We start from the raw sequence: 26,890 nt of genomic DNA, 5'->3' as shown, positions 1-26,890 counted from the left end.
TTTGCACAAGGCGGCAGATGACCGCCGCCTTGCGGGATTTATTGGGTTTGCGCCGCTCAGATGCTGGCTTGCAGCTCAGCGATGATGGCGTCTGTCATTTCCGAGGTGCTAACCGGCGTGCCGCCGTCTGCCTGCATCAGATCGCCGGTGCGGATGCCTTTGGCGAGCACGGTTTCAACGGCTTTTTCCAGACGGGTCGCTTCTTCGCCCAGATCAAAGGAATAGCGCAGCGCCATAGCCAGCGACAGGATACAGGCGCAAGGGTTTGCCTTGCTCTGGCCCATGATGTCAGGGGCGGAACCGTGGACCGGTTCGTACATGGCTTTGGGACGACCGTTTTCCATTGGTGCACCAAGGGATGCAGAAGGCAGCATCCCAAGGGAGCCTGTCAGCATCGCAGCACAATCCGACAGGATGTCCCCGAACAGGTTGTCGGTGACGATTACATCGAACTGCTTAGGTGCGCGGACCAGTTGCATCGCGCCGTTGTCCGCGTACATATGGGTCAGTTCCACATCGGCATAATCGGCTTGATGGACGGCGGTCACGACTTCGCGCCACAGAATGCCGCTTTCCATAACGTTGGCTTTTTCCATGGAACAGACTTTGTTGTTCCGCTTGCGGGCCAGCTCAAATGCGCTGCGGGCCACACGGTCAATTTCCGCCTCGGTGTAGCGCTGGGTATTGATCCCGACGCGCTGGCCGTTTTCTTCAAAAATGCCACGGGGCTCTCCAAAATAGGAACCGGAGGTCAGCTCGCGCACGATCATAATGTCGAGGCCGGAAACGATGTCCCGCTTGAGTGAGGAAAAATCGGCCAGCGCGTCAAAACACTGTGCCGGACGCAGGTTGGCAAACAGGTCCATTTCCTTGCGCAGACGCAGCAGGCCGCGCTCAGGTTTGACGGAGAAATCAAGATCGTCATATTTCGGACCACCGACAGCGCCCAGCAGAACCGCGTCCACTTCCTGTGCTTTGGCCATTGTCGCATCGGTCAGCGGGGTGCCATGCGCATCATAGGCCGCCCCGCCCACGAGATCCTCGCTCACGTCGAATTTCACATCGCGCTTGTCACCGAACCACGCGATAATGCGCTGTACTTCGGTCATAACTTCCTGCCCGATGCCGTCGCCCGGCAGGATCAACAGTGATGGAGTGTTCATGGTCCCATGTCCTTTTTGTAAATCTTGCATTTTCCTAGGGCGCAGGGGGCGTAGGGTCAAGCCGGACGGCTCGGGAAAGCCGGATCGGGGCGTGTATAAGCCGTGCCGCAGCGCTCAGAGGCGGTCGGGCAACTGCGCTGCCAGAAAATCGAACACCCGCCGCACCTTTGCGGATGTGCGCAGGGCGGCATGGGCGGTCAGCCAGACAGGAAGCGGCGGAATGTGCAGTTTGGGCAGCAACGGGACAAGGCCATACCGCGCCGCCTGTCGTTTCTGGCAGGCGCCCAGCCCGACACCAGCCCGCAGCGCCTCCATATATGTGACCTGATCATCCACCCGAAAGGCAAAATCCTCGCGCTGCATCGGGATGCCAAGGGCAGCCATGCCGCGGATCATTAAGTCGGACCGGTCATAGCCCAGCAGGATATGCCCCGCGATGTCATCAAACCGCTGCGGCGTGCCTTTGCGGGCCAGATAGGACGGGGCAGCGTAAAGGCCGATGGGGATGTCCCCGATCTTGCGCGCGATCAGATCCTGCTGCGCCGGTTGCACCATCCGCAGCGCGATGTCGGCCTCGCGCAGCAGCAGGTTTTCGGTGCTGTTGGTGGCCACCAGTTCGACTTGCAGTTCCGGTTCCTGCGCAAGAAGTTCCGCAAGGATTTCCGGCAGGATATAGGTGGCGACAATCTCCGAGGCGGTGATCCGCACCGTGCCCCGCACCTCGGCCGTGCGCCCTTCGGTGATCAGCGACATTTCCGCCGCCGCCTGTTGCATGGTTCGCGCGTGGTCCAGCAGCGCGCTGCCCGTGGGGGTCAGATCAAAGCCTTTCGCCGCCCGCTGGAACAGGGTCGCCCCCAACTGGGTCTGCAACTGGTCAATATGGCGGCCAATGGTCGGCTGACTGCGCCCGCTCTCTCTGGCCGCGGCAGAGTAAGAGCCGTGTTCTGCCACGGCGAGGAAACTTTGAATCAAGGTCCAGTCAAAACTCTGCATGTTCTCCCATTCATTATTGAATAGTCATTATGCTATTTCAGGGAATTATCATTCACCAGTATCATAGATAGCTTTCCGGTAGTGGCAATCATTTTGAGAGGACTGGGAATGTCTAAAACTGTATTAATCCTCGGCGCTTCGGGCCGGTTTGGTCGCGGCATGGCCGTCGCATTTGAGCGTAAAGGCTGGCGGATACGCCGCTTTGATCGCAAACGGGACAATCTGGCAGAGGCCGCCAGTGGCGTTGATATCATCGTTCACGGCTGGAATCCGCCCTATCACCGTTGGGCAAAAGATATGCCGAAACAAACCCGTAAGGTGATCGCGGCTGCCCGTAATTCCGGCGCGACGGTGCTTCTGGCTGGCAATGTGTACGTCTACGGTGTGGATGCGCCGGAGGTGTTTAGCAGCGATACCCCTCATCAGGCTAAGAACCCAATGGGGCGCTTGCGGATCGAAATGGAGCAAGCGTTTGAAGAAAGTGGCGCTCCGACGATTATCCTGCGGGCAGGTGATTTTCTGGACACGCGGGCCAGTGGCAACTGGTTCGACATGATCATCAGCAAACCCGTTGCCAAAGGGCGCATTGCGTATCCGGGGCCGTTGGAGATTCCCCGCGCTTGGGCCTATCTGCCCGACTTTTGTCGTGCGTTTGTAGATCTGGCCGAAAAACGTGAGGAGCTGCCGGAGTTTACCTCGCTCAATTTTGAAGGCTATACGCTGAGCGGGCAGGAGATTGCACAGATACTCGGGGTTAAGACGGGCCGGTTTAACTGGCTGCAAATCTATGCGCTTGCACCGTTCTGGCCGCTTGCCCGTCGTATTCTGGAGATGCGTTATATCTGGAATAAACCGCACAGAATCGATGGCGGGGCTTTCCAAAAGATAATGCCGGATTTCGTGTCGACCCCCGCAGGTGAGGCGCTGCACCGTGCAGCGTCAGTCAATATCGACCCAGACAAGCCGGTGGTCAGAGCTGACGCGACCGTCTGAACCGATCCACTCAAACCCGGCCTCCTTGGGCGTTGGCCAGAACACGCCAGCGCCCAAAACCTTTAGCGAGGCAGAGGGTAGCACGTAATCCACCCGCAGGTTGCCCGGCCCCGGTGCATCGCGCCAGTCTGCGGTGTCTGTGGCAGGGTCTGTCAGGTGACGCTCGTTGGCCCCCCCCCTGTGTTCGCGCCGCCAGCGCACCGCCGTTTGATCGGGGTTCAGGGTCTTGGAGATAGTTTGCAGTCAGCAGCGTGTTGATCGCATCGTGGCTGCCTTCCCCATCCGCAGGGTCCGCGTTAAGATCGCCCAGCAGGATGAAATCCGCATTGGCTGGCAGCAGGGCTTCGCGGATGTAACTGTCCCAAAACAAGATTTCAGCGCGGTTGCGTTTGCCGTTCATGTCTTCCGGCCCGTCGAAAACCGGGGGTGTCGGATGGGACGCCAGAAGATGTAACCGCCGGCCATCGGGCAGCATCACGGGAACGTCCCAATGGGACTTGGACGACAGGCGCATCGCGTGCAGCGCTTCATAGCTTGGGAAAGTAGTGCCATCTGCGGCCTTGGGCATTTTTGCATCCGGAACCTGTTTCCACAGCACGTCGGAAAAATCGCGGGCTGCATCCGTGTCCAGTGGAAAGCGGGAGACCAGCGCCATTGCATATTGGCCACGAAAATAGCCGAAGCCGTAATTGTCTGCCGGCCCGCCCAATCGCCCGTCGCCATCCAGATTCCGACCGCTTGGCACGCCGGTATTCTGCGGCGGGGCGTAGAAATAGGGATAGTCGAGCGCGCTTCGGCCTTCGGTGTCTTGGTTCAGCCTGCGCAGAAAGGCCGTTAGCGCGAGGTTCTCATAGTCGTGATCCAGCTCGTTTATCAGCAGGATGTCAGGGCGCACGGTCTGCAGTATGGCCACCACCGCATTAATCTGCGCATCCTTACCCTGTTCAATATCCCGCAGCAGCAAGCCCGGCCCCTTACGGCTAAGGGCAGCGTTGAAGCTTGCGATGCGGATCGTGTCGGCGGCGGCAGCAAGTCCGCTCAGGCAGAGCGCGACGACCAGCAGCATCCGCATCAGGAGTCTTCGGGTTCGGACAGGTCGATACTTTGTGCGGCCAGCAGGTTGGCAACTTTATAAAGCGCCACAGCCCGCAGGATAGAGACAGCCGGCACAAAGCACCAGATCACGATCATCCAGAGCAGCAGCAGGCTGTTGCCGCTGTTGATCGGTTGCAGCGGTCCGACAAAGGCGAAGGCGGCCTGCGGGATCAGATAGGGCAGGGTCAGACCGAAAATCAGGCTAACCAGACCGGACTGGCGCAGGGTGCCTTGGGTTTCGCCGTCCATTGCCACGTCGAAATTCGGCATGTTGATCCAAAGATTGAAATTCTCGGCGTGAAGCGGCCATGAGAAGTTCCAGATGACAACGCTGGAGACCAGCAGCGTAATCGCCGTCAGGCTGAGCGCGAGTGCGGCGGCATTGGTCACAAGCCGCTGGCTTGTCGCGCCCATGTTTGCTGTCAGCGCTTCGAAAAAGGTCAGCGGGCTGCCGGCAAAGTTCCAGAGCTGCGCGCTTTTCGTGGCAAATCCGGAAACCGCCAGCGATGTGCCGGTAGAGCTGACCGGCTCGCTGAAGGAAAAGGCGATGCCCGTCAGCAGCAACGCCAGTATCGCAAAGCGGAACCTGTTATAAGGTGCCGCGAAGCGGAATTCGATTAAACTCGGGGTGGTGAACCCGTACTCGAAGATCACGAAAGCTGCGGCGATTGCCGCCGCCAGAATCGCCAGATCCGCGGAGTTCGGTGACAGTTCGGGTAGCACAATTACCGGCAATACAATCATTGCGGCAACCAATGCGGCCCTCACAGATGCGCCTGCAAGCCTCGTCAACACTGCTCTCATCCTCTCGTCCAGTTCGTGCCGGACTTTTGTATAGGCCGAAGCCTTATTTATGCCTTAATGAAGCCCAAATCAAAAAGGTGATCAAGCGCCAGAGCATAAAATTGTTGAGAAACAGTGGGTTTTGGGGCGAACCTGTAGTAGAATTGCACCACCACAATATGGCCACATTTTACTGTGGCCATATCAATATCTGGTAGGAAGACCGATTAGACCCAAGGGGCCTGTGCTGAATAACCAGCTTCGAAACTGTCGATCGAAGCGGCTTTTTGCAGCGTCAGGCCGATGTCGTCCAAACCATTCAGAAGACAGTGTTTTTTGAACTCGTCCACTTCGAATTTGAACTCTGTTCCATCGGTGGCAGAGACCGTCTGGTTTTCCAGATCAACCGTGATCCGTGCATTGGAGCCGCGTTCCGCATCTTCCATCAAAACATCCACAGCTTCCTTGGGAAGAACCACAGGAAGGATGCCATTTTTGAAGCAGTTATTATAAAAAATGTCTGCAAAAGAGGTGGAGATCACCACTTTGATTCCGAAATCCCCGAGCGCCCAAGGGGCGTGTTCACGGGAAGATCCGCAGCCGAAGTTGTCTCCGGCCACGAGAATCTCTGCGTCGCGGTAGGCGGGTTTGTTCAGTACAAAATCCTCTACTTCGGTGCCGTCGCGGTTAAAACGCATCTCGTCAAACAGGTTGGCGCCAAGGCCGGTACGCTTGATGGTTTTGAGAAACTGCTTCGGAATGATCATATCGGTGTCGATGTTGACCAGTGGCATAGGGGCAGCGACGCCCGATACTGTCTTGAACTTTTCCATGATGGTCTCTCCTTACACCAGATCGCGGATGTCTGTCAGTTTGCCTGTCACAGCAGCCGCAGCAGCCATAGCAGGGGACAGAAGGTGGGTGCGGCCTTTGTAACCCTGACGGCCTTCAAAGTTGCGGTTGGAGGTGGACGCGCAGCGTTCGCCTTCGGACAGTTGATCCGGGTTCATCGCAAGACACATGGAACAACCGGCCATACGCCATTCAAAGCCCGCGTCGATGAAGATCTGTGCCAGACCTTCTTCTTCGGCTTGCGCGCGCACCAGACCGGAGCCCGGCACAACCATCGCCCGCATCCCGTCCTTGACCTTCTTGCCTTTCAGCACCTCTGCTGCAGCGCGCAGGTCTTCGATCCGCCCGTTGGTGCAAGACCCGATAAATACGGTGTCGATTTCGACATCCGACAGTTTCATGCCGGGTTCCAGCCCCATGTAGTCCAGTGCGCGGCGCACTGCGTCTACCTTGCCGCCCTGAAAGTCTTCGGGGCTTGGGACGGTCGCTGTGATCGGCAGCACATCCTCGGGGGAGGTGCCCCAAGTGACGGAAGGCGCGATGTCTTCACCTTTGATGGTGATGATCTTGTCAAAATGGGCGCCTTCGTCGGTGTAAAGCTCTTTCCAAGCCTCTACAGCCATTTCCCATTGGGCACCTTTCGGGGCGTGGGGGCGACCTTTGCAGTATTCGAATGTGGTTTCATCCGGTGCGATCAGGCCGGCGCGGGCGCCGCCCTCGATAGCCATGTTACAGACGGTCATACGCCCTTCCATCGACAGTTCGCGGATGGCCTGACCACAATATTCGATCACATAGCCGGTGCCGCCAGCCGTGCCGGTTTCCCCGATCACACACATGGTGATGTCTTTGGCAGTCACACCCGGACGCAAGGAACCGGTGATTTCCACCTTCATGTTCTTGGATTTCTTCTGGATCAGCGTTTGCGTTGCCAGAACGTGTTCCACCTCTGAGGTGCCGATGCCGTGAGCCAGCGCACCAAAGGCGCCGTGGGTGGCCGTGTGGCTGTCGCCGCAAACCACGGTCATGCCCGGCAGGGTCCAGCCCTGTTCCGGTCCGACAATATGCACGATCCCCTGACGGACATCAGACACAGGGTAATAGTGCAGGCCAAATTCCTTGGCGTTGGTGTCCAGCGCTTCAACCTGAATGCGGCTGTCCTCGGTCATGGTTTCCGCATTGGCGCGGTCCAGCGTGGTTGGTACGTTGTGATCCGGCACGGCAATGGTTTTTTCCGGCGCGCGCACGGTACGGCCTGCAAGACGCAGGCCTTCAAACGCTTGGGGGGATGTCACTTCGTGGACAAGGTGACGGTCGATATACAGCAAGCAAGTGCCGTCATCGGCTTCATGGGCGACGTGGGCATCCCAGATTTTATCATAGAGTGTTTTAGGTGCGGACATTTGATCCTCCCGCTATGTAGATTGGCTATTGGAGTTGGCGAGCGTAGAAAATTACGCGGATAGCCCCTGGATGCGCAGAACAACCTGTCCGTGGAAACGCCACGGCAGGCGGGAGCGGTCATCCATTGTGAATCTGTGTGTCATACTGCGTTGGAATAGACCGAAGTGCGTAGTCTCGCAAGTGCTGAGTCGTCTGGCTGCGGGCAGGCCGGGGTATCACCCTGCAAATATGAAGCGTCATAAATGAAGCGTGATACAAGACGCGTGATATTAGACGCTTCATAAATGAAGCTTCATATAAGAAGCTTCTTACCTGCAGGGTGATGGCCAAAGACCGGCCTCAAGCGCGTTTCGCGTTACTGGCCCATCTCGGATAGGGTCCATTCCAGCGGAAACTTCTGCGGCTCGACATGGGGACCGCTGCAATCTTCCTTTGCCCTGTAGCTCGTCAGCTCAAAGCGCTGCTGCTGCGCGTTCCAGTCGTGAACTTCATAGGTCCCGCAGTTCAGGTTCATGTCACCATAGCGGGTTGAGAGAAGACGGTTCCGTTCGGCCAGCCATTGCGGGTTCATAATCCGTGTACGGTCCGGCGCGTTATGGCCAGGGGGCAGTTCGAAACGCTGCAATGTATACTCGCCGCCCTTGTCGGGGTCCTGCATCACAACAAAGTAACTGACATTGGCAGGACCGATCCGGCAGGGCACCAGATAGGTGGTGCGTCCGGTCTGGTCCCTGTTCACAATTGTCCCCATTTCATTCAAGGGACCGGTGGGATCGCCGCAATCCGGCTCCGCGCGGCCAAAATCCAGAACCGCTGCGGGCATGTCGGCAGGCGTGTAGATGACATCTATATAGGACCCGTTCGGACCTTCCTCGGTCGGCGCGTCGATTGTGTCGGACCCTGCCCAATGCCCGCTATCCGCATCTCCAATGCCTGCGTGGTGCCGTGGGAAAACGTCTGACGGGCTGTCCATTGGTGCTGCACCCCGTGCGACGATGGCATCTTTGCGGCCCAGACGTTGCTGGACAATATCCATAACCGTCAGTGAATCGATTGCTCCTGCCAGCGGCACTTCAAATACCTGAACGCCCCGTGCATTTGGAAAATCTATGGTCACGAACAGGGTCTCTCCCGTCATGATCCCGTGCAGAAGCGGGCTGTCCACCGGCTCTGGCAGGGTAAAGCTGTTGTTACTCACAGGTCCGACCTTGCGGCTGATCCCCTCGGCCACGTTCGGGATGTCAAACCGGATAGCGGTGCCTGTGCCAATCAGCGACTCCGGCGTCAATTCTAGCAGGATCGCGCTGCCCGCCGTCCCGTCGCGCAGCAATCGCAGGGTAAGCGTTTCATAATCTGCGGTGAAGCCGTCGATGTCGGCGCTACAATCCCCGTGGCTGTCACATTCCACCCACCACTGCCGCATGGACTGGCCCAGCTCCTGCGCAGAGGCCGTTTGGCCCAACACGGCAAGCACGCTCACAAGGCGCAGAATACGGTACATGAGATCTCCTTAACGATCTGTTCAGGGCGCGGATGACTGTCCCTGCAACCAGTGCTAACAGACGGGCAATCATTTCCCTTATAAAAATTCGCAATATGTATATCCTGTAACCAACAGGATTACAGCAGGGGATTTTATTTGGCCGAAGACACAGGAACCGAGCCGGTTGCCATCATTGACGAGGCAATAAAAGCCTTGCCAACCCTCACAGAGCAGTCGGTCCTTCTGCTTGATATGGGCGAGCGTCTGATCAACCGTCTGACCCAACCGTGGAGCGGCTATCAACTTGCCATAATCCTCGTGCTTGCAATAGTGTCTTACGGGATCTACCGCTACTACCGCCCCCGCGTGCGCGAATTTCTCGGGGAATCCCACGGTTTACCGAAATGGGTCCTGCGCATCTGCGCAGTGTTGAACCAGCGTCTGTGGCTGCTTGTTTTTGTTCTGATGTCCTGGGCGACGGTTTTCGTCATGCGCGAGATCACATGGCCGAGCCGCTCTTACTTTATTGCTCTGGCGGCGACACTTGCGCTCTGGTGGTTGGTCCTTGTGGTTTCAACACGGCTGATCCGTTCGCGCCCGGTGCGTAAACTGGTGCGCTGGGCGGCGGGTATCTTTGTGGTGCTGACCATCTTTGGCCTGCGCGAAAACGCCGCCAATGCGCTGGATTCCATCGCGCTGGAAACGGGCGGGACGCGGGTGTCCCTGCTCACCGTCCTGATCGCAATTGTGTCCCTTGCAACCTTGTTTGTGGTGGCCAGCTTTCTATCCAAAGCAGGATCGCAGCGCATCAACAAGGTCGAGGATATGTCCCCCTCGATCCGTGTGCTGCTGAACAAAGCCCTGCAACTGATGCTCTATACCATTGCCTTCCTGATCGGCCTGCGGGTGGTCGGATTTGACATCGGAAATCTGGCAATTCTTTCCGGTGCGATTGGTCTGGGGATCGGGTTTGGCCTGCAAAAGATTGTTTCCAACCTTGTGTCCGGTGTAATCATCCTGCTGGATAAATCCATTAAACCGGGGGATGTGATCTCGCTCGACGGGACATTTGGCTGGATCACCCAACTTGGCGCCCGCTATGCCAGCGTGCTGACACGGGACGGGCGCGAATATCTGATCCCGAATGAGGACTTCATCACCAGTCAGGTGATCAACTGGTCCCATTCTTCTGATCTGGTGCGGCTGGAGATCAATTTCGGTGTGTCCTATGACAGCAACCCCCATGAGGTGAAAAAACTCGCCTCCGAAGCCCCCCTGTCGGTGTCCCGTGTGGTGCCGATCCCCAAACCGGTCTGTCACATCGTGAATTTCGGGGACAGTTCGATTGATTTCACCCTGCGGTTCTGGATCAGGGACAGCACGGCAGGTCTGACAAATGTGCGCGGGGATGTGTTTCTGGCCCTTTGGGATGTGCTGGATGAAAACAACATCGAAATTCCTTTCCCGCGCCGCGATGTCAGTATTCTGTCGGGGGCGGTGCCAAGCAATCCGCTGCCAAACGACTGATAGGAACGCCCTTGTCCTTTCCGATTATCCCGTTTCAAAGCGCTTCGCTTTGGGTGTAGGCTGCGCGGGAATCTGAAGGAGTTCCCATGTCACCCAAATTCGCCACCGCTTCCGAAACTGCAATTCCGGTTGATGTGATTTCAACGAAAGGGCTGTCCCATTTCAAAGAACATGCCCCGAAAGGCACAGTAGCTTGGGCCAAAGCCAACGGTTTTAATGGCAAGCTCGGTCAGGTTTTGACAGTTCCCGGTGAGAATGGTCTGGGCCGTGTTCTGGTGGGGTGGGGCACGGAAACCCAACGCAAGCGGGACCGCTTGCATATGGGTGCAGTTGCGGCACAATTGCCCGAAGGGGTTTTTACATTGGCCTCAGGGCTGACTGGTGCCGAAAAAACCCAAGCGGCGCTGGCGTGGTTGCTGGGCGGATATGTGTTTGACCGCTACAAGAAAAAACCTGCGCCGAAGGCCGCGCTGGTCGCGCCTGAAGGCGTGGATGCGGCGCGGCTGGAAGCCATCGCCGCCGGAGACGCCCTGACCCGCGATCTGATCAACACCCCTGCGTCGGACATGGGGCCGGACGGTCTGGAAGCCGCCTTTCTGGAACTGGCGCAAGCCTACAAAGCGAAAACCGCAGTCATTCGCGGCGATGACCTGCTGGCGCAGAATTTCCCGATGATCCACACGGTCGGGCGCGCGTCTGATCAGGCACCCCGCCTGCTGGATATGATCTGGGGCGATGAAAGCGCGCCCAAGATCACGCTTGTTGGGAAGGGCGTTTGTTTTGACACGGGTGGTCTGAACATCAAACCGGCCGGATCAATGGGGCTGATGAAAAAGGATATGGGCGGCGCGGCGACGGTTCTGGGGCTTGCCAAAATGATCATGGCGCTGGACCTGCCTGTGCGCCTTCGCGTGCTGGTGCCAGCAGTGGAAAACTCAATCTCGGCCGGGGCCTATCGCCCGCAGGATATTCTGATGTCGCGTAAAGGGCTGAGCGTCGAGATCAACAACACCGATGCCGAAGGTCGTCTGGTGCTGGCCGATGCGCTGACCCTTGCGGATGAGGAAGAACCCGATCTGCTGGTGTGCAAGGCAACCCTGACTGGCGCTGCGCGCGTGGCTCTCGGGCCGGATCTGATGCCGTTTTATACAGAGGACGATACGCTGGCTGCCCAGATGTCCGACTGCGGCGCCAAAGTAGAAGACCCGCTGTGGCGGATGCCGTTCTGGGATGCTTACGAGCCTATGATCGAACCGGATGTTGCCGATCTTGATAATGCACCCAAAGGCGGGTTTGGCGGATCAATCACCGCGGCGCTGTTCCTGCGCCGCTTCGTTGAACAGACCGACCGTTTCGTGCATCTGGACATCTACGGGTGGACCCCTGCGCCCAAAGCGGGCCGCACGCTTGGCGGGGCCTGCCAGTCTGCCCGCGCCATGCTGGAAGTCATCGAGCAGCGGATCACGACATGAGCGATCGACGCCTCTGGCGCAGCAACGGGCGGGTGGCCCATAGAAGTCTCTCCGGTCAGGTGGGGGAGGTTCCCCTGACTGACGGTGATCTGTTGACCGTTCAGGTTCCGGTGGCCGATATTCTGGCCGCGCCAGAGGGGGCGCTGGACCGGCAGCTTGTCTACGGAGAGCGCTTCTGTGTGCTGGAAACCCGTCAGGGTTACGCCTTCGGTTTTGCCGAGCCTTCGGGATATGTGGGGTATATAAACGCCGCCCATCTGTGCGCGATGGAGGCGCCCACCCATCGCGTCCGAACCTTCGGTGCGCATCTTTACCCGACACGGTCGATAAAGACCATTCCGGCCCTGACGCTGCCGTTTGACAGTTTTCTGACCTGTTCGGACCGACAAGACGGTTTCTGGAAGACGCCGCAGGGATTTGTGCCGGACCAGCAGGTTGGCGCGATTGACGCTGTCACCACAGACGCAGCCGAAACCGCGCTGCGCTTTCTGGGCGTGCCTTATTTATGGGGCGGGGACAGCAGCCTCGGGATTGATTGTTCCGGTCTGGTCCATGCCGCGCTGCGCGCCGCCGGTCGGGACTGTCCCCGCGACAGCGACCAGCAGGAAGCGTTCTTTGATGTAGTGCCAAAGGGCGCAGCACTGCAACGGGGGGACCTTGTGTTCTGGAAGGGGCATGTGGGGATGATGCTGGATGCGCAACAACTGATCCACGCAAACGGGCATCATATGTGCACTACGGTAGAGCCGCTTGCGCTGGTGGCCGAACGGATCAGGGACGCGGAAAGCCGCAAGGTCAGCGCCTATCGCCGTCCCTGAGCGGGCCTAGTCTACGGTGCGGATCAATTTGCGTTCCAGCACGCGCAGCACCGCCTTCAGGTCATGGCCCCGCTTCAGAACGCGCCCGTCCATGCCGATGATCGCATACATCCCCTGTTTCGCCGCCAGTTTGGGGCGCTTTTCAATCCGGTAGAGCGCATGTTCCGCGCTGCGCCGGAAAACGCAAAAGATCGCCACATCCTTTAGCGCCGAAATCCCATAATCGCGCCATTCACCGGCGGCAACCATCCGTCCGTAAAGGGACATGATGGGGCCAAGCTCCGTCCGGTGGAAGTGGATCTTTTCCCCGTCTATACGACGAGAAGAGAGCGAAGTGACTGTGTGCATGTTCATGTAAAGAGTTTGGTCCGCACAACCGTGAATGGCAAGCGTCTTTCTTGCCGGAAATAGGGCGCTAAAACACCGCTGAAATGCCCCAATCCGTGCACAGAATTGTCAAGGTCACGGGGCATAAAGGCCCTACGCGTATAGTGAGTAACGAGTACCAACCCCGACGAGACCGCCGCGTACTGGCGTCTCGGTCGGGGTTTTTTCATTTTGGCAGGCTCTCATCTGGTGAAGTGTGCCAGTGCAGCAGAACGCCCCGATCGGGGCTATCGCGAAAAACCTTATTCTTGCCGCATTCCCTCCCTTTCTTCGCCCAGATCGCGGGTGAAACTTATCTCATAGCTGAAACAATGCTTGCCCCTGACGCAGCACTCATATCAGCCCCCACCCATGGGTGCTGCGTCGGGGCCCTATCCCCCCAATCATACACGGCAGATTCGCGCGGTCTTTTCCGGCAGGTTTATGCGATGTTAATTTTACGTTTGCCCTTTCTGGCCTGCTGTAGTTCTTTAGGCGCAAACCATTCCCTGTTGTCTGCGGGGGACAGATATATTTGCGCGGCTGTGTGACAGGATCCGACCCGCGCCAGAGGGGACCATAATTAATGCGCGACTTTCACCTGCCCGGACGCTCTCCGGTATTTGCAGTAAACGGCATGTGTGCCACATCCACCCCGCTGGCGGCTAAGGTTGCGGTGCAGATGCTGGAGGCGGGCGGCAATGCGGTGGATGCGGCGATTGCCGCGGGCGTTTTGCTGGGGGTGTGTGAACCGCAAATGACCGGCATCGGCGGCGATTGCTTTGTCTTGCTCAAACCTGCGGGCAGCGAAGAGGTTGTGGCACTGAACGGATCGGGACGCGCACCGGCCGCGCTTGAGGCTGAGAAGCTGCGGGCGGCGGGGCATAAGACCATGCCGCTGCACGATGCGGCGGCGGTGACGGTTCCCGGCGCGATTGATGCGTTTTGCCGGTTGTCGCAAGACTATGGCAAGCTGGGACTGAAGGCGTCCCTTGCCCCAGCCATCCATTACGCCCGTGCCGGTGTCCCGCTGGCACCACGCACCTGTTTTGACTGGCACCGCGCGGCAGATTTCCTGCAAGGTGCGGCACGGGATTTCTACCTTCTGGATGGAAAAGCACCAACCCCGGGACAGATTTTCCGCGCGCCCGATCAGGCAGAAGTGCTGGAGCGTGTGGCGCTGGAAGGGCGGGACGGGTTTTACGAAGGCGAAGTGGCCGAAGATATGGTCGCCTCTTTGAACGCGCTGGGCGGAGTGCATACGCTGGATGATTTTGCAGCGACCGCCTGCGACTATACCGACCCGATCAGCGGCACCTATAAGGATGTGGAACTGGTCGAGCATCGCCCCAACGGGCAGGGGGCAACGGCAATCCTGCTGGCAAACATCCTGTCCCATTTCGACATGCCTGCTTATGGTGCGCTCAGTTCCCAGCGGGTTCATATAGAGGCGGAAGCCACCAAACTGGCCTATGATACCCGCAACCGTTTTCTGGCAGATCCGGATTATATGGACCGCTTGGACTATATGACCTTGGCAGAGACTGCGGCGAAACTGGCAGGGCTAATTGACCCGCACAAAGCCATGCCCTCGGCCACCGTGGTCTCGGAAAGCGTGCATAAGGAAACGGTCTATCTGACTGTGGTCGATCGGGACAGAATGGCCGTTTCGCTGATTTATTCGGTGTTCCATTCCTTCGGGGCGGGGCTGGCCTCTGACAAATTCGGGATCAATTTTCAGAACCGCGGCTCGGGGTTCTCTCTGGAGGCGGGCCATCCCAATGAAGCCGGCGGGGGCAAGCGGCCGATGCACACGATCATTCCGGCGATGCTGCGCAAGGGCGGTAAGGTTATCATGCCGTTCGGGGTGATGGGCGGGCAGTACCAGTCCACAGGGCACACGCGGCTGGTGTCGAACATGGTGGATTACGGGATGTCGGTGCAAGAAGCAATCGACGCGCCGCGCAGCTTTGCAGCCGATGGAAAACTGCAACTGGAACGGGGATATGGCGCAAATCTGCGACAGGACCTGATGGCGATGGGGCATGACATTGTCACCCCTGATGTCGCTATTGGTGGGGCGCAGGCAATTGTGATCAACCCCGAAACCGGCGTTCTGGAAGGCGGGTCCGATCCACGCAAAGACGGATGCGCGCTCGGTTATTGAAGTTGGGAGGTTTTGCAAGACGACGGCCTGCCGGATAACTGGCTGACCTATCGGCCTGCGCGGAATATCTGCGGGGTGCGCCGTTTTATGACCCTGCAATTATGAAGCTTCATATATGAAGCTTCATTTAAGACGCTTCATATATGCAGGGTGATAATCCGGATTTTACAACATTCCCAAGGTCTTGGAACCTGCACCAGACCGGACCAACAGCAAAAGCCGCCTGACCTGCCAGTAAACTGGAAGGCATGGCGGTTTTGCTGCATGTTGGTCTTGGAATGTTAAACCGCATTGGTGTTAAAATCCTGCGGTTATCGGCATCCTGACTGGTAAGGCGGGCGCATCGGCCTCAGCCTTGGACGGACGGGCCGTCCCGTTCCGGCGGATGGCTCAGTTCAGTTGAACCTCAAGCCGGTACTGACCGTTGTTCAGCTCTCCGAACATTGCGATCACTTCTGGATGGTCCACCGGCGCACCGGTCGGATCGGTTTCTAGATTTTGTTCGGACACATAAGCCACATAATAGGAAGAGTCATTTTCTGCCAGCAAATGGTAGAAAGGCTGCTCCTTTTTGGGACGGTTGTCCTCGGGAATGCTCTCCCACCACTCCTCGGTATTCGAGAATGTGGGATCGACGTCAAAGATCACACCCCGGAAGGGATGCTTACGATGGCGAACGACTTGCCCGATTGTGAATTTAGCTTCCGCTTCAAACATGGTTACTCCTGATTCCCCACAACCCGCGTAACAAGAATCTTACGATTCCATTGACATTCTGTCCGATATTGAGGGATTGAATGCAAGGAATTTCAGGGAAACAGTACGTGACACTATTCTTAACAGTATTGCAAGTTGTCGCACCTGTGTTCCTTTTGGCGCTGATCGGCGTGGTCTGGGTCCGGCTTGGATACGAGTATCGCGTCCAGTTCGTCACACGGCTGTCGATGACCCTTGGCGTGCCGGCGCTTATCTTTACCGCGCTGATGAAAACGGACATAGACCGTGGCACTTTGTTTGACACGATATGGGCGGCGTGTTCCGCCTATGTCGCTGTTACAATTGTGTTTTTCATTATCGTGCGTGTGTTCAAGCTGGACATGCAGACCTATCTGGCGCCGCTGATTTTCGGGAACACCGGAAACCTTGGCCTGCCGCTGGCGTTGTTTGCCTTTGGCGAGGCGGGGATGGGGTATGCGGTTGTGATATTTGCGCTGATGGGGATCTATTCCTTTACCTTCGGGATCTGGCTGGTGTCGGGCGGCGGATCGCCGCTCAAGGTTCTGAAAGAGCCGATGGTCTGGGCCACACTGCTGGGCGGGCTGTTCCTGCTGCAAGGGTGGAGCACGCCGGTCTGGCTGACAAATACGCTCTCGCTGATCGGACAAATGGCCATTCCCTTGATGTTGATCACCCTTGGCGTGGCACTGGCGCGACTGACGCCGCAGAACATCCTCCGGGCTGTGGTTCTGTCTGCGGTCAAGATACTGGTGTGTAGTCTGGTGGCCTATGCTGTGGGGCGGTTTTTCCGGCTGGAACCCGTGGCGTTGGCGGTGCTGGTGCTGCAGATTTCCACCCCCGTTGCGGTGACATCCTATCTGCTGGCAGAGAAATACGGTGCCGCCGCCGGAGAGGTCGCCGGTCTGGTGGTCGTGTCCACCCTATTATCGGTCGCAGCGATCCCGCTCACATTGGCGTTATTCCTCTAGCCCCCAAATCCCGCCTCTTTTTTTCACCTGCGTTTTGGTGTAACATCACTCAAAATCCGGCACTCACAGACCGGCATCGAGGCAGATATGAAATACAGCACGATCCTTATCGCGATCCTGATCCTGACCGCCTGCTCGGGTGGTCGTTCCGATCCCCCCCGAAATCTGGACAATGCCTGTTCTATTCTGGACGAAAAACGGGGCTGGTCCCGTGATCTCAAGAAGGTGGAGCGGAAATACGGTGTCCCCGGCGAGGTGATCCTCGCCACGATTTACCACGAGAGCCATTTCAAATCCCACGCGCGTACACCACGAAAGTACACGCTGGGGGTAATCCCGATGGGACGGCAGTCTTCGGCCTATGGGTATTCTCAGGCGATCGACGGCACGTGGGACTGGTATAAAAAAGCGACGGGAAACCGACGTGCCAAACGTCACGACTTTGAAGATGCGGTGGATTTCATGGGTTGGTACATGAACGAAAGCACCAAGCGCAACGGCATCGCCAAGACCGATGCCTATAACCAGTATCTCGCCTATCATCAGGGCCACACCGGATACAAACGGGGCAGCTATCGCAACCAGCAGTGGCTTTTGAATGTCGCGGCCAAGGTTCAGGCCCGTGCGATCCTTTACGGGGCGCAGCTTAACACCTGTCGTTAAACGGGGCTGGCGTGACAGGCGGTTCCGGTTGGGTTCCGCCTGTGCAAAGGGTTAGCGGATGTCGCCTTCCTTGGCGATCCGGTCCACGTTGAACAATCGCGCCTGCAGGCGCTTGTTATGTTCCAACTTGCCCAGAACCACGGTGGTTTTCTGCCCGCTTTCATCCGTTACGATCCACTGTCGCAACTCTGTCGGGTTGGCGGTAAAGACCAGCTTAACATTCCCATAATTGGGGTGCTGGGGGTCTTGGGCCGTGACAGTGGTGGCGGTTCCGTCGTGCTGGTGCGCGACAACCATGCCGCTGGCGTTCAGGTTCACCTTGTCTTTCAGGATGATATGCAACGGCGTGCGGTGCAGCGGATACTGCTGTCCGCCACTGTTCGATCTTTTGTCAAAGATCGCCAGCTTGCCCTGTCCGGCCACCACCAGCGCGTCATTGGGTGGCTCGTATTCGAACCGCATCCGCCCCGGTCGTTTAAGATAAAACGTCCCTTTGGACAGGGTGCCGTCCGGATTGACCTGCGTAAACGCCCCCTGCGCACTGGTCAGAGTGTTCAGATAGTTGGAAAGTTCGTTCAGCGACAGCGGCTGGGACTGCGCCAGAGCCGGTGCTGCAATACTAAAGGCGGACAAAGCGCCGAGGAAAAATCTACGTTTCATAATTCTAATATAGGTCGCCCGCGGGAATGGCAAAAGCCACATAGTTACACAGGACTGTGATGGGGGGGACACAAGGCGGAAAACCGCCTTGTGTCTGCATTCGTCAATGTTGTTCGGGCACCAGAATTTCCCGTTTGCCGACGTGGTTCGCCTGACTGACGACACCCTGTTCTTCCATCTGTTCAACCAGTTTGGCCGCTTTGTTATAGCCGATGGACAGTTTGCGCTGAATATAGCTGGTGGAACATTTGCGATCCTTGATCACGATGGCCACAGCCTGATCGTAAAGCGCATCCTCGCCGTTGGTATTGCTGCCAAGACCAAGAACCGCGTCAATGTCGCTTTCCTTGTCGTCTGCCGGACCTTCGACAACACCGGATACATATTCCGGCGCGCCAAGCGCCTTGAGGTGGTTCACGACTTCTTCGACTTCCTCGTCGCTGGCAAAAGGCGCGTGAACCCGCGTCACCTTACCGCCACCAGCCATATAAAGCATGTCGCCCATGCCCAGCAGTTGCTCTGCGCCCATCTCCCCGAGGATTGTGCGGCTGTCGATTTTCGACGTCACCTGAAACGAAATCCGCGTTGGGAAGTTCGCTTTGATGGTGCCAGTGATCACGTCAACGGACGGGCGCTGTGTGGCCATGATCAGGTGGATACCCGATGCACGGGCCATCTGTGCCAGACGCTGGATGCAGGCTTCGATTTCTTTACCGGCCACCATCATCAGGTCGGCCATCTCGTCCACGATCACCACGATGTAAGGCATTTTCTCGGGTGTGAAGGTCTCTGTCTCAAACACCGGTTCGCCGGTATCATCATCAAAGCCGGTCTGCACAGTGCGGGTGAAATCCTCGCCTTTTTTCAGGGCGGCTTCGACACGGGCGTTATAGCCGCCGATATTGCGCACGCCCATTTTGGACATCTTGCGATAGCGCTCTTCCATCTCGCCGACGACCCATTTTAGCGCCACGACCGCTTTCTTCGGGTCGGTCACAACAGGGGACAACAGATGCGGAATGCCGTCATAAACCGACAGTTCGAGCATCTTCGGGTCAATCATGATCATCCGGCATTCATCGGGCGAAAGTTTGTACAACAGGCTGAGGATCATGGTGTTAATCGCCACGGATTTACCCGAACCGGTAGTCCCCGCGATCAACAGGTGAGGCATTTTCGCAAGGTTGGCGATCATCGACTTGCCGCCAATATCCTTGCCAAGCGCAAGTGGCAGGTTCTGTTCGCCGTCACCGTAATCCTGCGAGGCCAGAAGCTCGCGCAGCAGCACGGTTTCCCGCTTTTCGTTTGGCAGTTCGATGCCGATCACCGATTTGCCCGGAACGGTGGACACACGGGCAGACAGCGCGGACATGGACCGGGCGATGTCATCGGCCAGACCGATCACGCGGCTGGCTTTCAAACCGGGGGCCGGTTCCAGTTCGTACATGGTGACAACAGGGCCGGGACGTACGGAAACGATTTCGCCTTTGACGCCGTAATCATCCAGAACGTTTTCCAGCATACGGGCGTTTTCTTCCAGTGCCTCATCGGACAGGTGATGCCGCACGATGCTCGACGGATGGGCCAGCAGGTCCAGTGGCGGGGTCTCGTATTCTTCTTCCGCGCCTTTGAACAGGCTGGGCTGGGCCTCTTCCTGTGCCCGTTTGCTCTGCTTTACGGCCGTGCGCGGGGCGCGGGGTTGTACGACCTGTTTTGCCTCTGGTTGGGGTGGGCGCGGGCGGGCCGGTGCCACGGGTTCTGCGGCCTGCGTCGGGGCAGGGGCGGCAGGTGCCGCGACTTCGGCACGGGCACGGACGGACTGGAAGCTGACAGGCGGTTCGGCCACGTCATCCCCATAGCCGCGGGATGCACCGCCAAGGGCTGGCATCACCGCATAGCCGTCATCTGCTGAATCGCGGAAGATATTCTCGGTTACGACAGGTTCCGGCGGTGTGTTTTGCACACGCAGGGTGCGGGCGCGCAGCACTTTGGTTTTGATCGCATCATTGATCCGGTTGCGCACACGGTCTTCGTCGTGGACGTGTTCCTCTTGCACTTCGGGGGGCAGCGGTTCGATCAGCGCTTCGTCGTCCTCGGCCTCCTGTTCGGTTTGGGCTTTGCGCAGGGTCGGAAGTTTCAGTTTGGGCAGGGTGATGCCGCGCAGCGGTTTGATTTTCTCAATCGCATCCGGTTCAGCCTTGGCCTCTTCTTTTGCCACAAGAGGCGCTTTTTGCGCAGCGGTTTCCTTACGGGTGGCGCGGCGGGCCTCCAGTCCTGTTCTGGCAGCAACGGCACCTTTGGCACCGCCCTGCACCACAAGGTTCAGGAAGGACACGATAGAGGCATAGGTCAGGATCACGGCAACCAGCGCATATTGGCTGATGTAGGACAGTTCCTGTTTGGAAAAGCCAAGCGCAAAGAGCGATGTCACCACAAACAGAAACGCCAGCGCCAGCGTGATCACGATCAGCCGCAGGGTCAGTTGCAACGGCACCAGATCCATCAGAATACCCACTGCTGCATCGCCGGACAGACCGCCAAGGCCAAACCCGTGCTGCCAGCTTTCCAGCGGGACATGGGTGGCCAGAAACACGGCCGTGAACGCGACAAACACCGGAATACTGACCGCGCGGCTTAGCAAACGATTGTCCCCGATATGCAGCACAAAACGCGATCCCCAGACAAAGAACAGCACCGGCAAACACCAAGAGGCCCAGCCGATTGTCAGCATCAGGCGAGAGGAAATCGACGCCCCGAATGTGCCCAGAATATTCTGCGCCGGTGCCGAAGTTGCGGACAGCCAGCTTGGGTCTTTGGGGGAATAGGTCCACAGCATCGCACCCATAAGGATGGCAAAGCCGACCATCGCCAGACCGATCAGCTCGGTTCCGCGTTTGCGGATGGCCTCTTGCATATGGGTTTCCAACAATGGATCGCGTGTGCGCGCCTGATACGCCATGTCCCTACCTCTCAGTACAAATGACGGCGGATGTCATGCAATCCGCGCGTCATTTCATCTATCGGAGCCACCAGAGCGACACGGATATAACCGTGGCCCGGGTTTGTCCCGTCTACGTCTCGTCCCAAAAATGCACCCGGCAGCACCCGCACACCGGACGCCTGCCACAGCTTCAATGCAGCCGCTGCGCCATCTTCCACAGGCAGCCACAGGAAAAATCCGGCTTGCGGTGCAACATAGCCGTTGATGCCGTGGAATATTTCATCGGCCAGTTCGAATTTCGCGCGGTACAAGGCGCGGTTTTCGATCACGTGGTTCTCATCCGCCCAAACCCGTGTCGCCGCCCGCTGGATCGGCAGAGGCAGGGGGGCGCCTGCATAATTGCGCAGCTGTTTCAGGTGCGCCATCGTTGCCGGTCCACCGGCAGCAAAACCGGACCGCAATCCGGGCAGGTTGGACCGCTTGGACAGCGAATGGAAGATCACCACCCGTTCCGGATCAACCCCGAGCTTTTGCGCCGCCTCCAGCGCCCCTGTGGGCGGCGTGTCGCGGTAAATTTCGGAGTAGCATTCATCCGCGAAGATACGGAAATCGTATTTCTCGGCCAAAGCCAGCAGATCGCGCCAATAGTCAAAATCCGCCACAGCCCCTTGCGGGTTCGACGGTGAGCAGACGTAGACGATGGCTGTATCGTTCAGGATGTCCCCGGGGACATTTGCATAATCCGGCAGAAAGCCGGTTTGTTCTGTGGCATTCACAAAAACAGGGGTCGCACCAACAGCCGCCGCAGCCACGGCGTATACCTGATAGAACGGGTTCGGCATCAGCACATAGGGTGTCTTGCCGGACTTTTTTTCGGGGCAGGTGGCAACGCAGGCATTGAACAGCCCTTCGCGGGTGCCGTTCAGCGAAAGCACCTGAGTCGCCGGATCAACCGCGACATCAAAACGCCGCTTGATCCAGTCCGCAATTGCGCCCAGCAGTTCGGGTGCGCCGTCATTGGGCGGGTATTTCGCGAACTCATGCGCGTGTTTCGTGATCTCTTCTTCCACGAATCGCGGGAAGGCGTGCTTCGGTTCGCCAATGGACATATGCAAAACGTCACCGCCTGCGGGATGGTGATCCAACAGGGCACGGAGACGCGGAAACGCGTATTCTGGCAGGTTCGAGAACCGCTCTGGAAATTTCATGTCTGCCTCAGGGTATGGGGTCTAAGCGCCCCGTTTTCCCCACATTAGACAAAAATTCTGATCGGGCCAAACCTCTTTTGGTCAAGGCGGGGCGATTGTGGCTTTTTTGCCCTGCGCCCCGCCGCGCGATTTCTGTGGTCGATAAATTAACGGTTTCAGTCGTTTAGCGCGGCCTCCAGTGCCGCGCCCACCCGCAGGAGCTTGCGCTCGCCAAAGGGGGTGCCCATCGCCATCAACCCGACGCTCGGCGTGCCGGTGGGCAGGGTCAGACCGCACAGGCCCAGCAGATTTCCCACCCGCGTATTGCGCAGGGCCATCAGATTGGCGTGCTGATAGTAAGCACTTTCGTTTTTCAGCCGTTCCAGATCCGGGGGTAGAATGGGCGAAGAAGGCAACAGCACCGCGTCATATCCTGCGACATGGGTCAGATAGTCCTGCCGCAGTTGCATCATGCGTTTTTGCGCCCGCACGTAATCCACGCCGCTGAACTTCAGCCCGCCGCGGAACCGTTCGAGGATCTCGGGGAACATGGCCTCCGGATTCGCTTCCAGTTCCGTCTTCCACTGGGCATAGGCCTCTACCGTGAAGACAACGGGAGACAGGGCGAGCAGTTCTGGCAGGAAAGGGATGTCGATTTCGGTGATTCTGGCACCACGGGCCGCCAGACGGTCAATCGCATCCTGAAATCCGGTGGCGATGCCGTCGTCCAGATCTTCCAGAACCGAGGTTTTACACAGGGCAAAGTGACGACCCGACAGATTCGCCCCGTTCAGATCGGGTACTTGGGCGCTTCCGGACAGGGCGGAAAGCAGGTGGGCGCTATCCTCAACCGAACGGCACAGCGGGCCAATGGTGTCAAAGCTGGCGGCAAGGGGCACAGCCCCCTTGAGCGAGACCAGACCGGAAGTGGTTTTCAACCCGACGAGATCATTCCAAGCCGCAGGAATGCGCACCGAACCGCCCGTGTCCGAGCCTATCGCCGCCGCGGACAGGTTGAACGCAACAGAGGCCGCCGCCCCCGAGGATGATCCCCCCGGAACGGCTGCGTGATTGTTCACACAGGGCGGTGTCTGGGTGACAGGATTATACCCCAAACCGGAAAACGCCAGTTCCGACATATGGGTTTTACCCATACACACCAGCCCCGCGCGGGTCGCATGTTGCAGGCATTCGCCGTCCTGTGTTGGAACGCGCCCCTTTAACAGATCACTACCCGATACTGTTTCGATTCCGGCGGTATCCACAAGGTCTTTCCAGGATACCGGAACCCCGTCCAGCAGGCTGTTGCGCAATCCGGCATCTGCGCGGGACTTGGCGGCCTTCGCTTCGGACAGGGCGCGATCACGGGTGACATGGGTAAAGATCCGTTGGCTGAAGTCGTGGGACTCAGCGGCTTCCAGATAGGTTTCGGTCAAGTCCACAGGGTCAATCTTGCCTGCAGCGATGCCCCGCCCCAGATCGGATGCGGTCGCGCTTAGCCAGGGGTGTGCCATCACGGGTCTCCTTCGTATTTGGATCGAACCCTAGCGGCGGAATGACCGATGGACAATCCCGCAGAAGCGCCCATATTCAGCCTATGACTATGGACACGGATATTCTGATTGCGGGGGGTGGGCTGAACGGGTCTGCCCTTGCGCTGGCGCTGGCACAGGCCGGATTTCGCAGCACGGTGATTGACCCCCTTGCGGTAGATACCCGCACGGACGCGGATTTTGACGGGCGCGGTTATGCGCTGGCGCTGACTTCGCAGCGGATGCTTGCGGCTTTGGGGCTGTGGGACGGTTTGCGCGAACATGCCCAGCCGATCCTTGATATTAAAGTGTCCGATGGGCGGCCCGGTGAAGGAGCTTCGCCCTATTTCTTGCATTTCGATCATAACGAGATCGAAGAGGGTCCGATGGGGCAGATGATCGAGGATCGCTACCTGCGCCGTGCGCTGCTGGATCATGTGGCACAAAATGACCGCATCACCCATCTGTCAGGGCGTTTGGTTGTGGCGCAAGAGGTGGATGCGGCTGGCGTGACCGTCACGCTCGACAACGGGGAAACCCTGCGCGGTCGGGTGCTGGTCGGCAGTGACGGACGCCAGAGCAGCGTGGCACAGCGCAGCGGTATCCGGCGCACCGGATGGCAATACAAACAGGCCTCGCTGGTTTGCGCGGTAGAACACGCGCTGCCCCATCAGGGCTGTGCCCATCAGATGTTCATGCCCTCCGGTCCTTTGGCGATCCTGCCTTTGCCGGGTAATCGCAGTTCGATCGTCTGGACCGAAAGCACCGACCGCGCCGAGGCAATTCAGGCGATGGAGGATGCAGAATATCTGACCTGTCTGCGTCCCGCTTTTGGCGCGTTTCTGGGCGAAATCAAACTGGCTGGCACGCGGTTCATGTATCCGCTGGGCCTGTCGCTGGCGCAATCCTTTGTGGCAGAGCGTGTGGCGCTGGTGGGCGATGCTGCCCACGGCATTCATCCGCTTGCGGGGCAGGGGTTGAACCTTGGTCTGCGGGATGTGGCTGCGCTGGCACAGGTGTTGGCAGATGCAGCGCGGCGCGGGCAGGACATCGGCAGCCCTGTTGCCCTGCAACCCTACCAGCAATGGCGGCGCTTTGATGTAGCCAGCCTTGCGGTGGCGACGGATGGTCTGAACCGGCTGTTTTCAAACGACAACCCGCTGCTGCGCGGTCTGCGGGATCTGGGGCTTGGGGCGGTGAATGCGCTGCCAACGGCACGGCGCGGACTGATCCGGCAAGCGGCCGGTCTGACAGGGGAGCTACCCCGCCTGATGCAAGGCCGCGCGGTTTAATCGAGCGGACGCGCCTCGTCGATCAGCATCACGGGAATGCCGTTGCGAATCGGAAAGGCCAGACGGGCCTTTTTCGACACCAGCTCTTGCGCCTCGGGGTCGTATCGCAACTGGGTATGTGTTACCGGACAGATCAGCGCTTCGAGCATTTTGGCATCGGTTTTTTGCATATCGCTCATTGAATCGGATCCTCTCCGGGATCGCCAGCCAGCGCAAATTCCATCAGCGTCACCAGCGTTTCGCGGCGGTTCGCCAGATTGGGCGCTTCCAGCAAGGCCTGTTTTTCGGACGGATCAAACGGGCAAAGCATAGACAGCGAGTTGATCAGCAGTTCTTCATCTGCCTCTTTCAGGCTGTCCCAGTCGGTAGACAGCGAAGTTGCGGTGAAATACCGGGACAGGGTTTGTAAGAAGCGGGGGCGGTCAAATTGGTGGTCGATGTCCTGTGCGCCCTTGTCGGCGGTAAAGCTGGACCAGTCTACGGCGGCGTTGATATAGGGGGAAAACCCGTCTTCCACACCGCGCAAGCGAAAGCGGCTGATGCCTGAGAGCGTGATAAGATAGCGCCCGTCTTCAGTTTCCGAAAAGGATGTGACCCGACCGGCGCAACCGATCTGTTGCAGGGACATTTCATCCTTTTTGCCCGGAATTTCGCGGGGTTGTACCATGCCGATCATCCTGTGGTCGGTTTTCAGCGCATCATCCAGCATCGCCAGATAGCGCGGCTCGAACACGTTGAGCGGCAATCGGGCGCGCGGCAGAAGCAGCACGCCTGAAAGCGGAAATATGGGAATTTTCGGGGGCAGGTCGATGACGTTTATCATGCTTCAAACATAGCCCCCGATCCGCGTTAGGCAAAGATCATTGATGACAATTTGCGACGTCCGTTCTGTGCGACGGGATCCGTCGGGCCTAGACTGTCGAAAACCTTGAACAATTGTGCCTTGGCCGCGCCGTCATTCCATTCACGGTCGCGCCGGAAAATTTCCAGCAATTCTGCGACCGCCTCCTCGGTTTTACCCTCGCCCAGCAGCGCCATTGCCAGATCGAGACGCGCCTGATGATCGTCCTCATCCGCGTCAAGCTTGGCACGCAGTTCGGCGGTTTCCCCCGCATCAGCGGCAGTAGCGGCCAGTTCAGCCTGTGCCTTCACTGCAAGGATCGCAGTGTCCTGCGCAATAGCAGCGGGCACATTGTCCAGCAGTTCATTGGCCTGTTCACTATCCCCGAGCGCAAGACAGGATTTCACCAGACCGGCATAGGCAGCGGCGTGGCTAGGGTCTTCTTCGACGATGGCGGCAAAGGTTTGGGCCGCATCCGCGATGTCGCCCTGTTCAAACATCTCTTCTGCGGCTGCAACCGCATCGTCCAGCCCGTTGTCCGGTTCACCGGCAAGGGCGGCGATTTTATCAACGAATGTCTTGATCTCGCTTGGGGGCAGGGCACCTTGAAACGCATCAATGGGTTTGCCTTCGTGAAAGGCGAAAACAGTCGGGATGGATTGCACCCGCAACTGACCTGCGAGCATCTGGTTCTCGTCCACGTTGATCTTTACCATTTTCACGCGACCGCCCGCGGCTGCCACAGCCTCTTCGAGCGCAGGACCGAGCGTTTTGCACGGGCCGCACCAAGGCGCCCAGAAATCAACGATCACGGGGGTGGTTTGCGAGGTTTCGATCACGTCCTGCATAAAGGTCGCTTCAGAGCCGTCTGTGATCAGATCACCGGCAGGGGCGGAGGCGTCAGCGCCGTTCAATTCCAACATATGTCTCTCTTGCAATTAGACTTGGGTTG

Annotated in this window: 24 protein-coding genes; 8 read left to right on the top strand and 16 right to left on the bottom strand. The window is 58.2% G+C overall.

What is annotated here, in order from left to right; genetic code table 11:
* Window positions 1-56: 56 nt before the first annotated feature.
* Complete coding sequence (gene leuB, locus BFV97_RS00565; protein ID WP_069298376.1) at window positions 57-1,163, bottom strand: 3-isopropylmalate dehydrogenase; 1,107 nt, start codon at window positions 1,161-1,163, stop codon at window positions 57-59.
* Between the two features lie 114 nt (window positions 1,164-1,277).
* Window positions 1,278-2,156, bottom strand: coding sequence for a LysR family transcriptional regulator (locus BFV97_RS00560; protein ID WP_069298375.1), 879 nt, complete (start codon window positions 2,154-2,156; stop codon window positions 1,278-1,280).
* Between the two features lie 108 nt (window positions 2,157-2,264).
* Between BFV97_RS00560 and BFV97_RS00555 the strand changes: the two genes are divergently transcribed.
* Entirely contained in the window at window positions 2,265-3,149 is an 885-nt protein-coding gene (locus BFV97_RS00555; RefSeq protein ID WP_069298374.1) for an NAD-dependent epimerase/dehydratase family protein, read from the top strand.
* Between the two features lie 10 nt (window positions 3,150-3,159).
* On the opposite strand, the gene BFV97_RS00550 is transcribed toward BFV97_RS00555, so the two are convergent.
* The 5 genes from BFV97_RS00550 to BFV97_RS00530 form a co-directional block, all read right to left on the bottom strand.
* Entirely contained in the window at window positions 3,160-4,221 is a 1,062-nt protein-coding gene (locus BFV97_RS00550) for an endonuclease/exonuclease/phosphatase family protein (RefSeq protein ID WP_216635935.1), read from the bottom strand.
* Window positions 4,221-4,988 (bottom strand): hypothetical protein, encoded by a 768-nt coding sequence (locus BFV97_RS00545; protein WP_069298373.1) that lies wholly within the window; start codon window positions 4,986-4,988, stop codon window positions 4,221-4,223. Before BFV97_RS00545 ends, BFV97_RS00550 begins: the two co-directional genes overlap by 1 nt.
* A 266-nt stretch (window positions 4,989-5,254) precedes the next feature.
* Complete coding sequence (gene leuD, locus BFV97_RS00540; protein ID WP_069298372.1) at window positions 5,255-5,860, bottom strand: 3-isopropylmalate dehydratase small subunit; 606 nt, start codon at window positions 5,858-5,860, stop codon at window positions 5,255-5,257.
* Between the two features lie 12 nt (window positions 5,861-5,872).
* Window positions 5,873-7,282: a 3-isopropylmalate dehydratase large subunit gene (leuC, locus tag BFV97_RS00535; protein WP_069298371.1), complete on the bottom strand. Its 1,410-nt coding sequence runs from the start codon at window positions 7,280-7,282 to the stop codon at window positions 5,873-5,875.
* 356 nt (window positions 7,283-7,638) lie between these two features.
* A complete protein-coding gene (locus BFV97_RS00530) occupies window positions 7,639-8,784 on the bottom strand; it encodes a DUF1176 domain-containing protein (RefSeq protein WP_069298370.1) in 1,146 nt (381 codons plus the stop codon).
* A 138-nt stretch (window positions 8,785-8,922) separates the two neighbouring features.
* Between BFV97_RS00530 and BFV97_RS00525 the strand changes: the two genes are divergently transcribed.
* From BFV97_RS00525 to BFV97_RS00515, 3 genes are all read left to right on the top strand, one after another.
* The gene (locus BFV97_RS00525) at window positions 8,923-10,293 is read left to right on the top strand and encodes a mechanosensitive ion channel family protein (RefSeq protein WP_245667509.1); all 1,371 of its coding nucleotides are present in this window, start codon (window positions 8,923-8,925) and stop codon (window positions 10,291-10,293) included.
* A gap of 86 nt (window positions 10,294-10,379) precedes the next feature.
* Window positions 10,380-11,765, top strand: coding sequence for a leucyl aminopeptidase family protein (locus tag BFV97_RS00520; RefSeq protein WP_069298369.1), 1,386 nt, complete (start codon window positions 10,380-10,382; stop codon window positions 11,763-11,765).
* Window positions 11,762-12,583 (top strand): C40 family peptidase, encoded by an 822-nt coding sequence (locus BFV97_RS00515; RefSeq protein WP_069298368.1) that lies wholly within the window; start codon window positions 11,762-11,764, stop codon window positions 12,581-12,583. The genes BFV97_RS00520 and BFV97_RS00515 overlap by 4 nt, the downstream gene beginning before the upstream one ends.
* A 6-nt stretch (window positions 12,584-12,589) precedes the next feature.
* Here the strand turns inward: BFV97_RS00515 and BFV97_RS00510 are convergent, their stop codons facing one another.
* Window positions 12,590-12,937, bottom strand: a complete 348-nt coding sequence (locus BFV97_RS00510; RefSeq protein ID WP_069298367.1) for a DUF2794 domain-containing protein — start codon at window positions 12,935-12,937, stop codon at window positions 12,590-12,592.
* Between the two features lie 598 nt (window positions 12,938-13,535).
* Here BFV97_RS00510 and BFV97_RS00505 point away from each other — a divergent pair.
* A complete protein-coding gene (locus BFV97_RS00505) occupies window positions 13,536-15,116 on the top strand; it encodes a gamma-glutamyltransferase family protein (RefSeq protein WP_069298366.1) in 1,581 nt (526 codons plus the stop codon).
* A 390-nt stretch (window positions 15,117-15,506) separates the two neighbouring features.
* On the opposite strand, the gene hspQ is transcribed toward BFV97_RS00505, so the two are convergent.
* A complete protein-coding gene (hspQ, locus tag BFV97_RS00500) occupies window positions 15,507-15,833 on the bottom strand; it encodes a heat shock protein HspQ (protein ID WP_069298365.1) in 327 nt (108 codons plus the stop codon).
* Between the two features lie 107 nt (window positions 15,834-15,940).
* Between hspQ and BFV97_RS00495 the strand changes: the two genes are divergently transcribed.
* The gene (locus tag BFV97_RS00495; protein WP_069299007.1) at window positions 15,941-16,822 is read left to right on the top strand and encodes an AEC family transporter; all 882 of its coding nucleotides are present in this window, start codon (window positions 15,941-15,943) and stop codon (window positions 16,820-16,822) included.
* An 87-nt stretch (window positions 16,823-16,909) separates the two neighbouring features.
* Window positions 16,910-17,485: a transglycosylase SLT domain-containing protein gene (locus BFV97_RS00490; RefSeq protein ID WP_069298364.1), complete on the top strand. Its 576-nt coding sequence runs from the start codon at window positions 16,910-16,912 to the stop codon at window positions 17,483-17,485.
* Between the two features lie 51 nt (window positions 17,486-17,536).
* Here the strand turns inward: BFV97_RS00490 and BFV97_RS00485 are convergent, their stop codons facing one another.
* The 4 genes from BFV97_RS00485 to BFV97_RS00470 form a co-directional block, all read right to left on the bottom strand.
* Complete coding sequence (locus tag BFV97_RS00485) at window positions 17,537-18,145, bottom strand: LolA family protein (protein WP_069298363.1); 609 nt, start codon at window positions 18,143-18,145, stop codon at window positions 17,537-17,539.
* Window positions 18,146-18,248: 103 nt separating this feature from the next.
* A complete protein-coding gene (locus BFV97_RS00480) occupies window positions 18,249-21,104 on the bottom strand; it encodes a DNA translocase FtsK (RefSeq protein ID WP_069298362.1) in 2,856 nt (951 codons plus the stop codon).
* An 11-nt stretch (window positions 21,105-21,115) separates the two neighbouring features.
* The gene (locus BFV97_RS00475; protein WP_069298361.1) at window positions 21,116-22,294 is read right to left on the bottom strand and encodes an aminotransferase class I/II-fold pyridoxal phosphate-dependent enzyme; all 1,179 of its coding nucleotides are present in this window, start codon (window positions 22,292-22,294) and stop codon (window positions 21,116-21,118) included.
* 155 nt (window positions 22,295-22,449) lie between these two features.
* Window positions 22,450-23,787 (bottom strand): amidase, encoded by a 1,338-nt coding sequence (locus tag BFV97_RS00470; protein ID WP_069298360.1) that lies wholly within the window; start codon window positions 23,785-23,787, stop codon window positions 22,450-22,452.
* Between the two features lie 83 nt (window positions 23,788-23,870).
* Between BFV97_RS00470 and BFV97_RS00465 the strand changes: the two genes are divergently transcribed.
* The gene (locus tag BFV97_RS00465) at window positions 23,871-25,097 is read left to right on the top strand and encodes an FAD-dependent monooxygenase (RefSeq protein ID WP_069298359.1); all 1,227 of its coding nucleotides are present in this window, start codon (window positions 23,871-23,873) and stop codon (window positions 25,095-25,097) included.
* Here BFV97_RS00465 and BFV97_RS00460 read toward each other — a convergent pair.
* The 3 genes from BFV97_RS00460 to trxA are packed head-to-tail and all read right to left on the bottom strand — an operon-like array spanning window position 25,094 to window position 26,861.
* The gene (locus BFV97_RS00460; RefSeq protein ID WP_069298358.1) at window positions 25,094-25,276 is read right to left on the bottom strand and encodes a Trm112 family protein; all 183 of its coding nucleotides are present in this window, start codon (window positions 25,274-25,276) and stop codon (window positions 25,094-25,096) included. The genes BFV97_RS00465 and BFV97_RS00460 overlap by 4 nt on opposite strands.
* Entirely contained in the window at window positions 25,273-25,920 is a 648-nt protein-coding gene (locus BFV97_RS00455; protein ID WP_069298357.1) for an LON peptidase substrate-binding domain-containing protein, read from the bottom strand. The genes BFV97_RS00460 and BFV97_RS00455 overlap by 4 nt, the downstream gene beginning before the upstream one ends.
* 26 nt (window positions 25,921-25,946) lie before the next feature.
* Window positions 25,947-26,861, bottom strand: coding sequence for a thioredoxin (gene trxA / locus BFV97_RS00450; protein WP_069298356.1), 915 nt, complete (start codon window positions 26,859-26,861; stop codon window positions 25,947-25,949).
* Window positions 26,862-26,890: the final 29 nt, after the last annotated feature.

The organism is Neptunicoccus sediminis, assembly GCF_001719615.1.
Taxonomy (GTDB): domain Bacteria; phylum Pseudomonadota; class Alphaproteobacteria; order Rhodobacterales; family Rhodobacteraceae; genus Amylibacter; species Amylibacter sediminis.
Note: the sequence above shows the minus strand (reverse complement) of the source record. Positions and strands in the feature narration are given on the sequence as shown.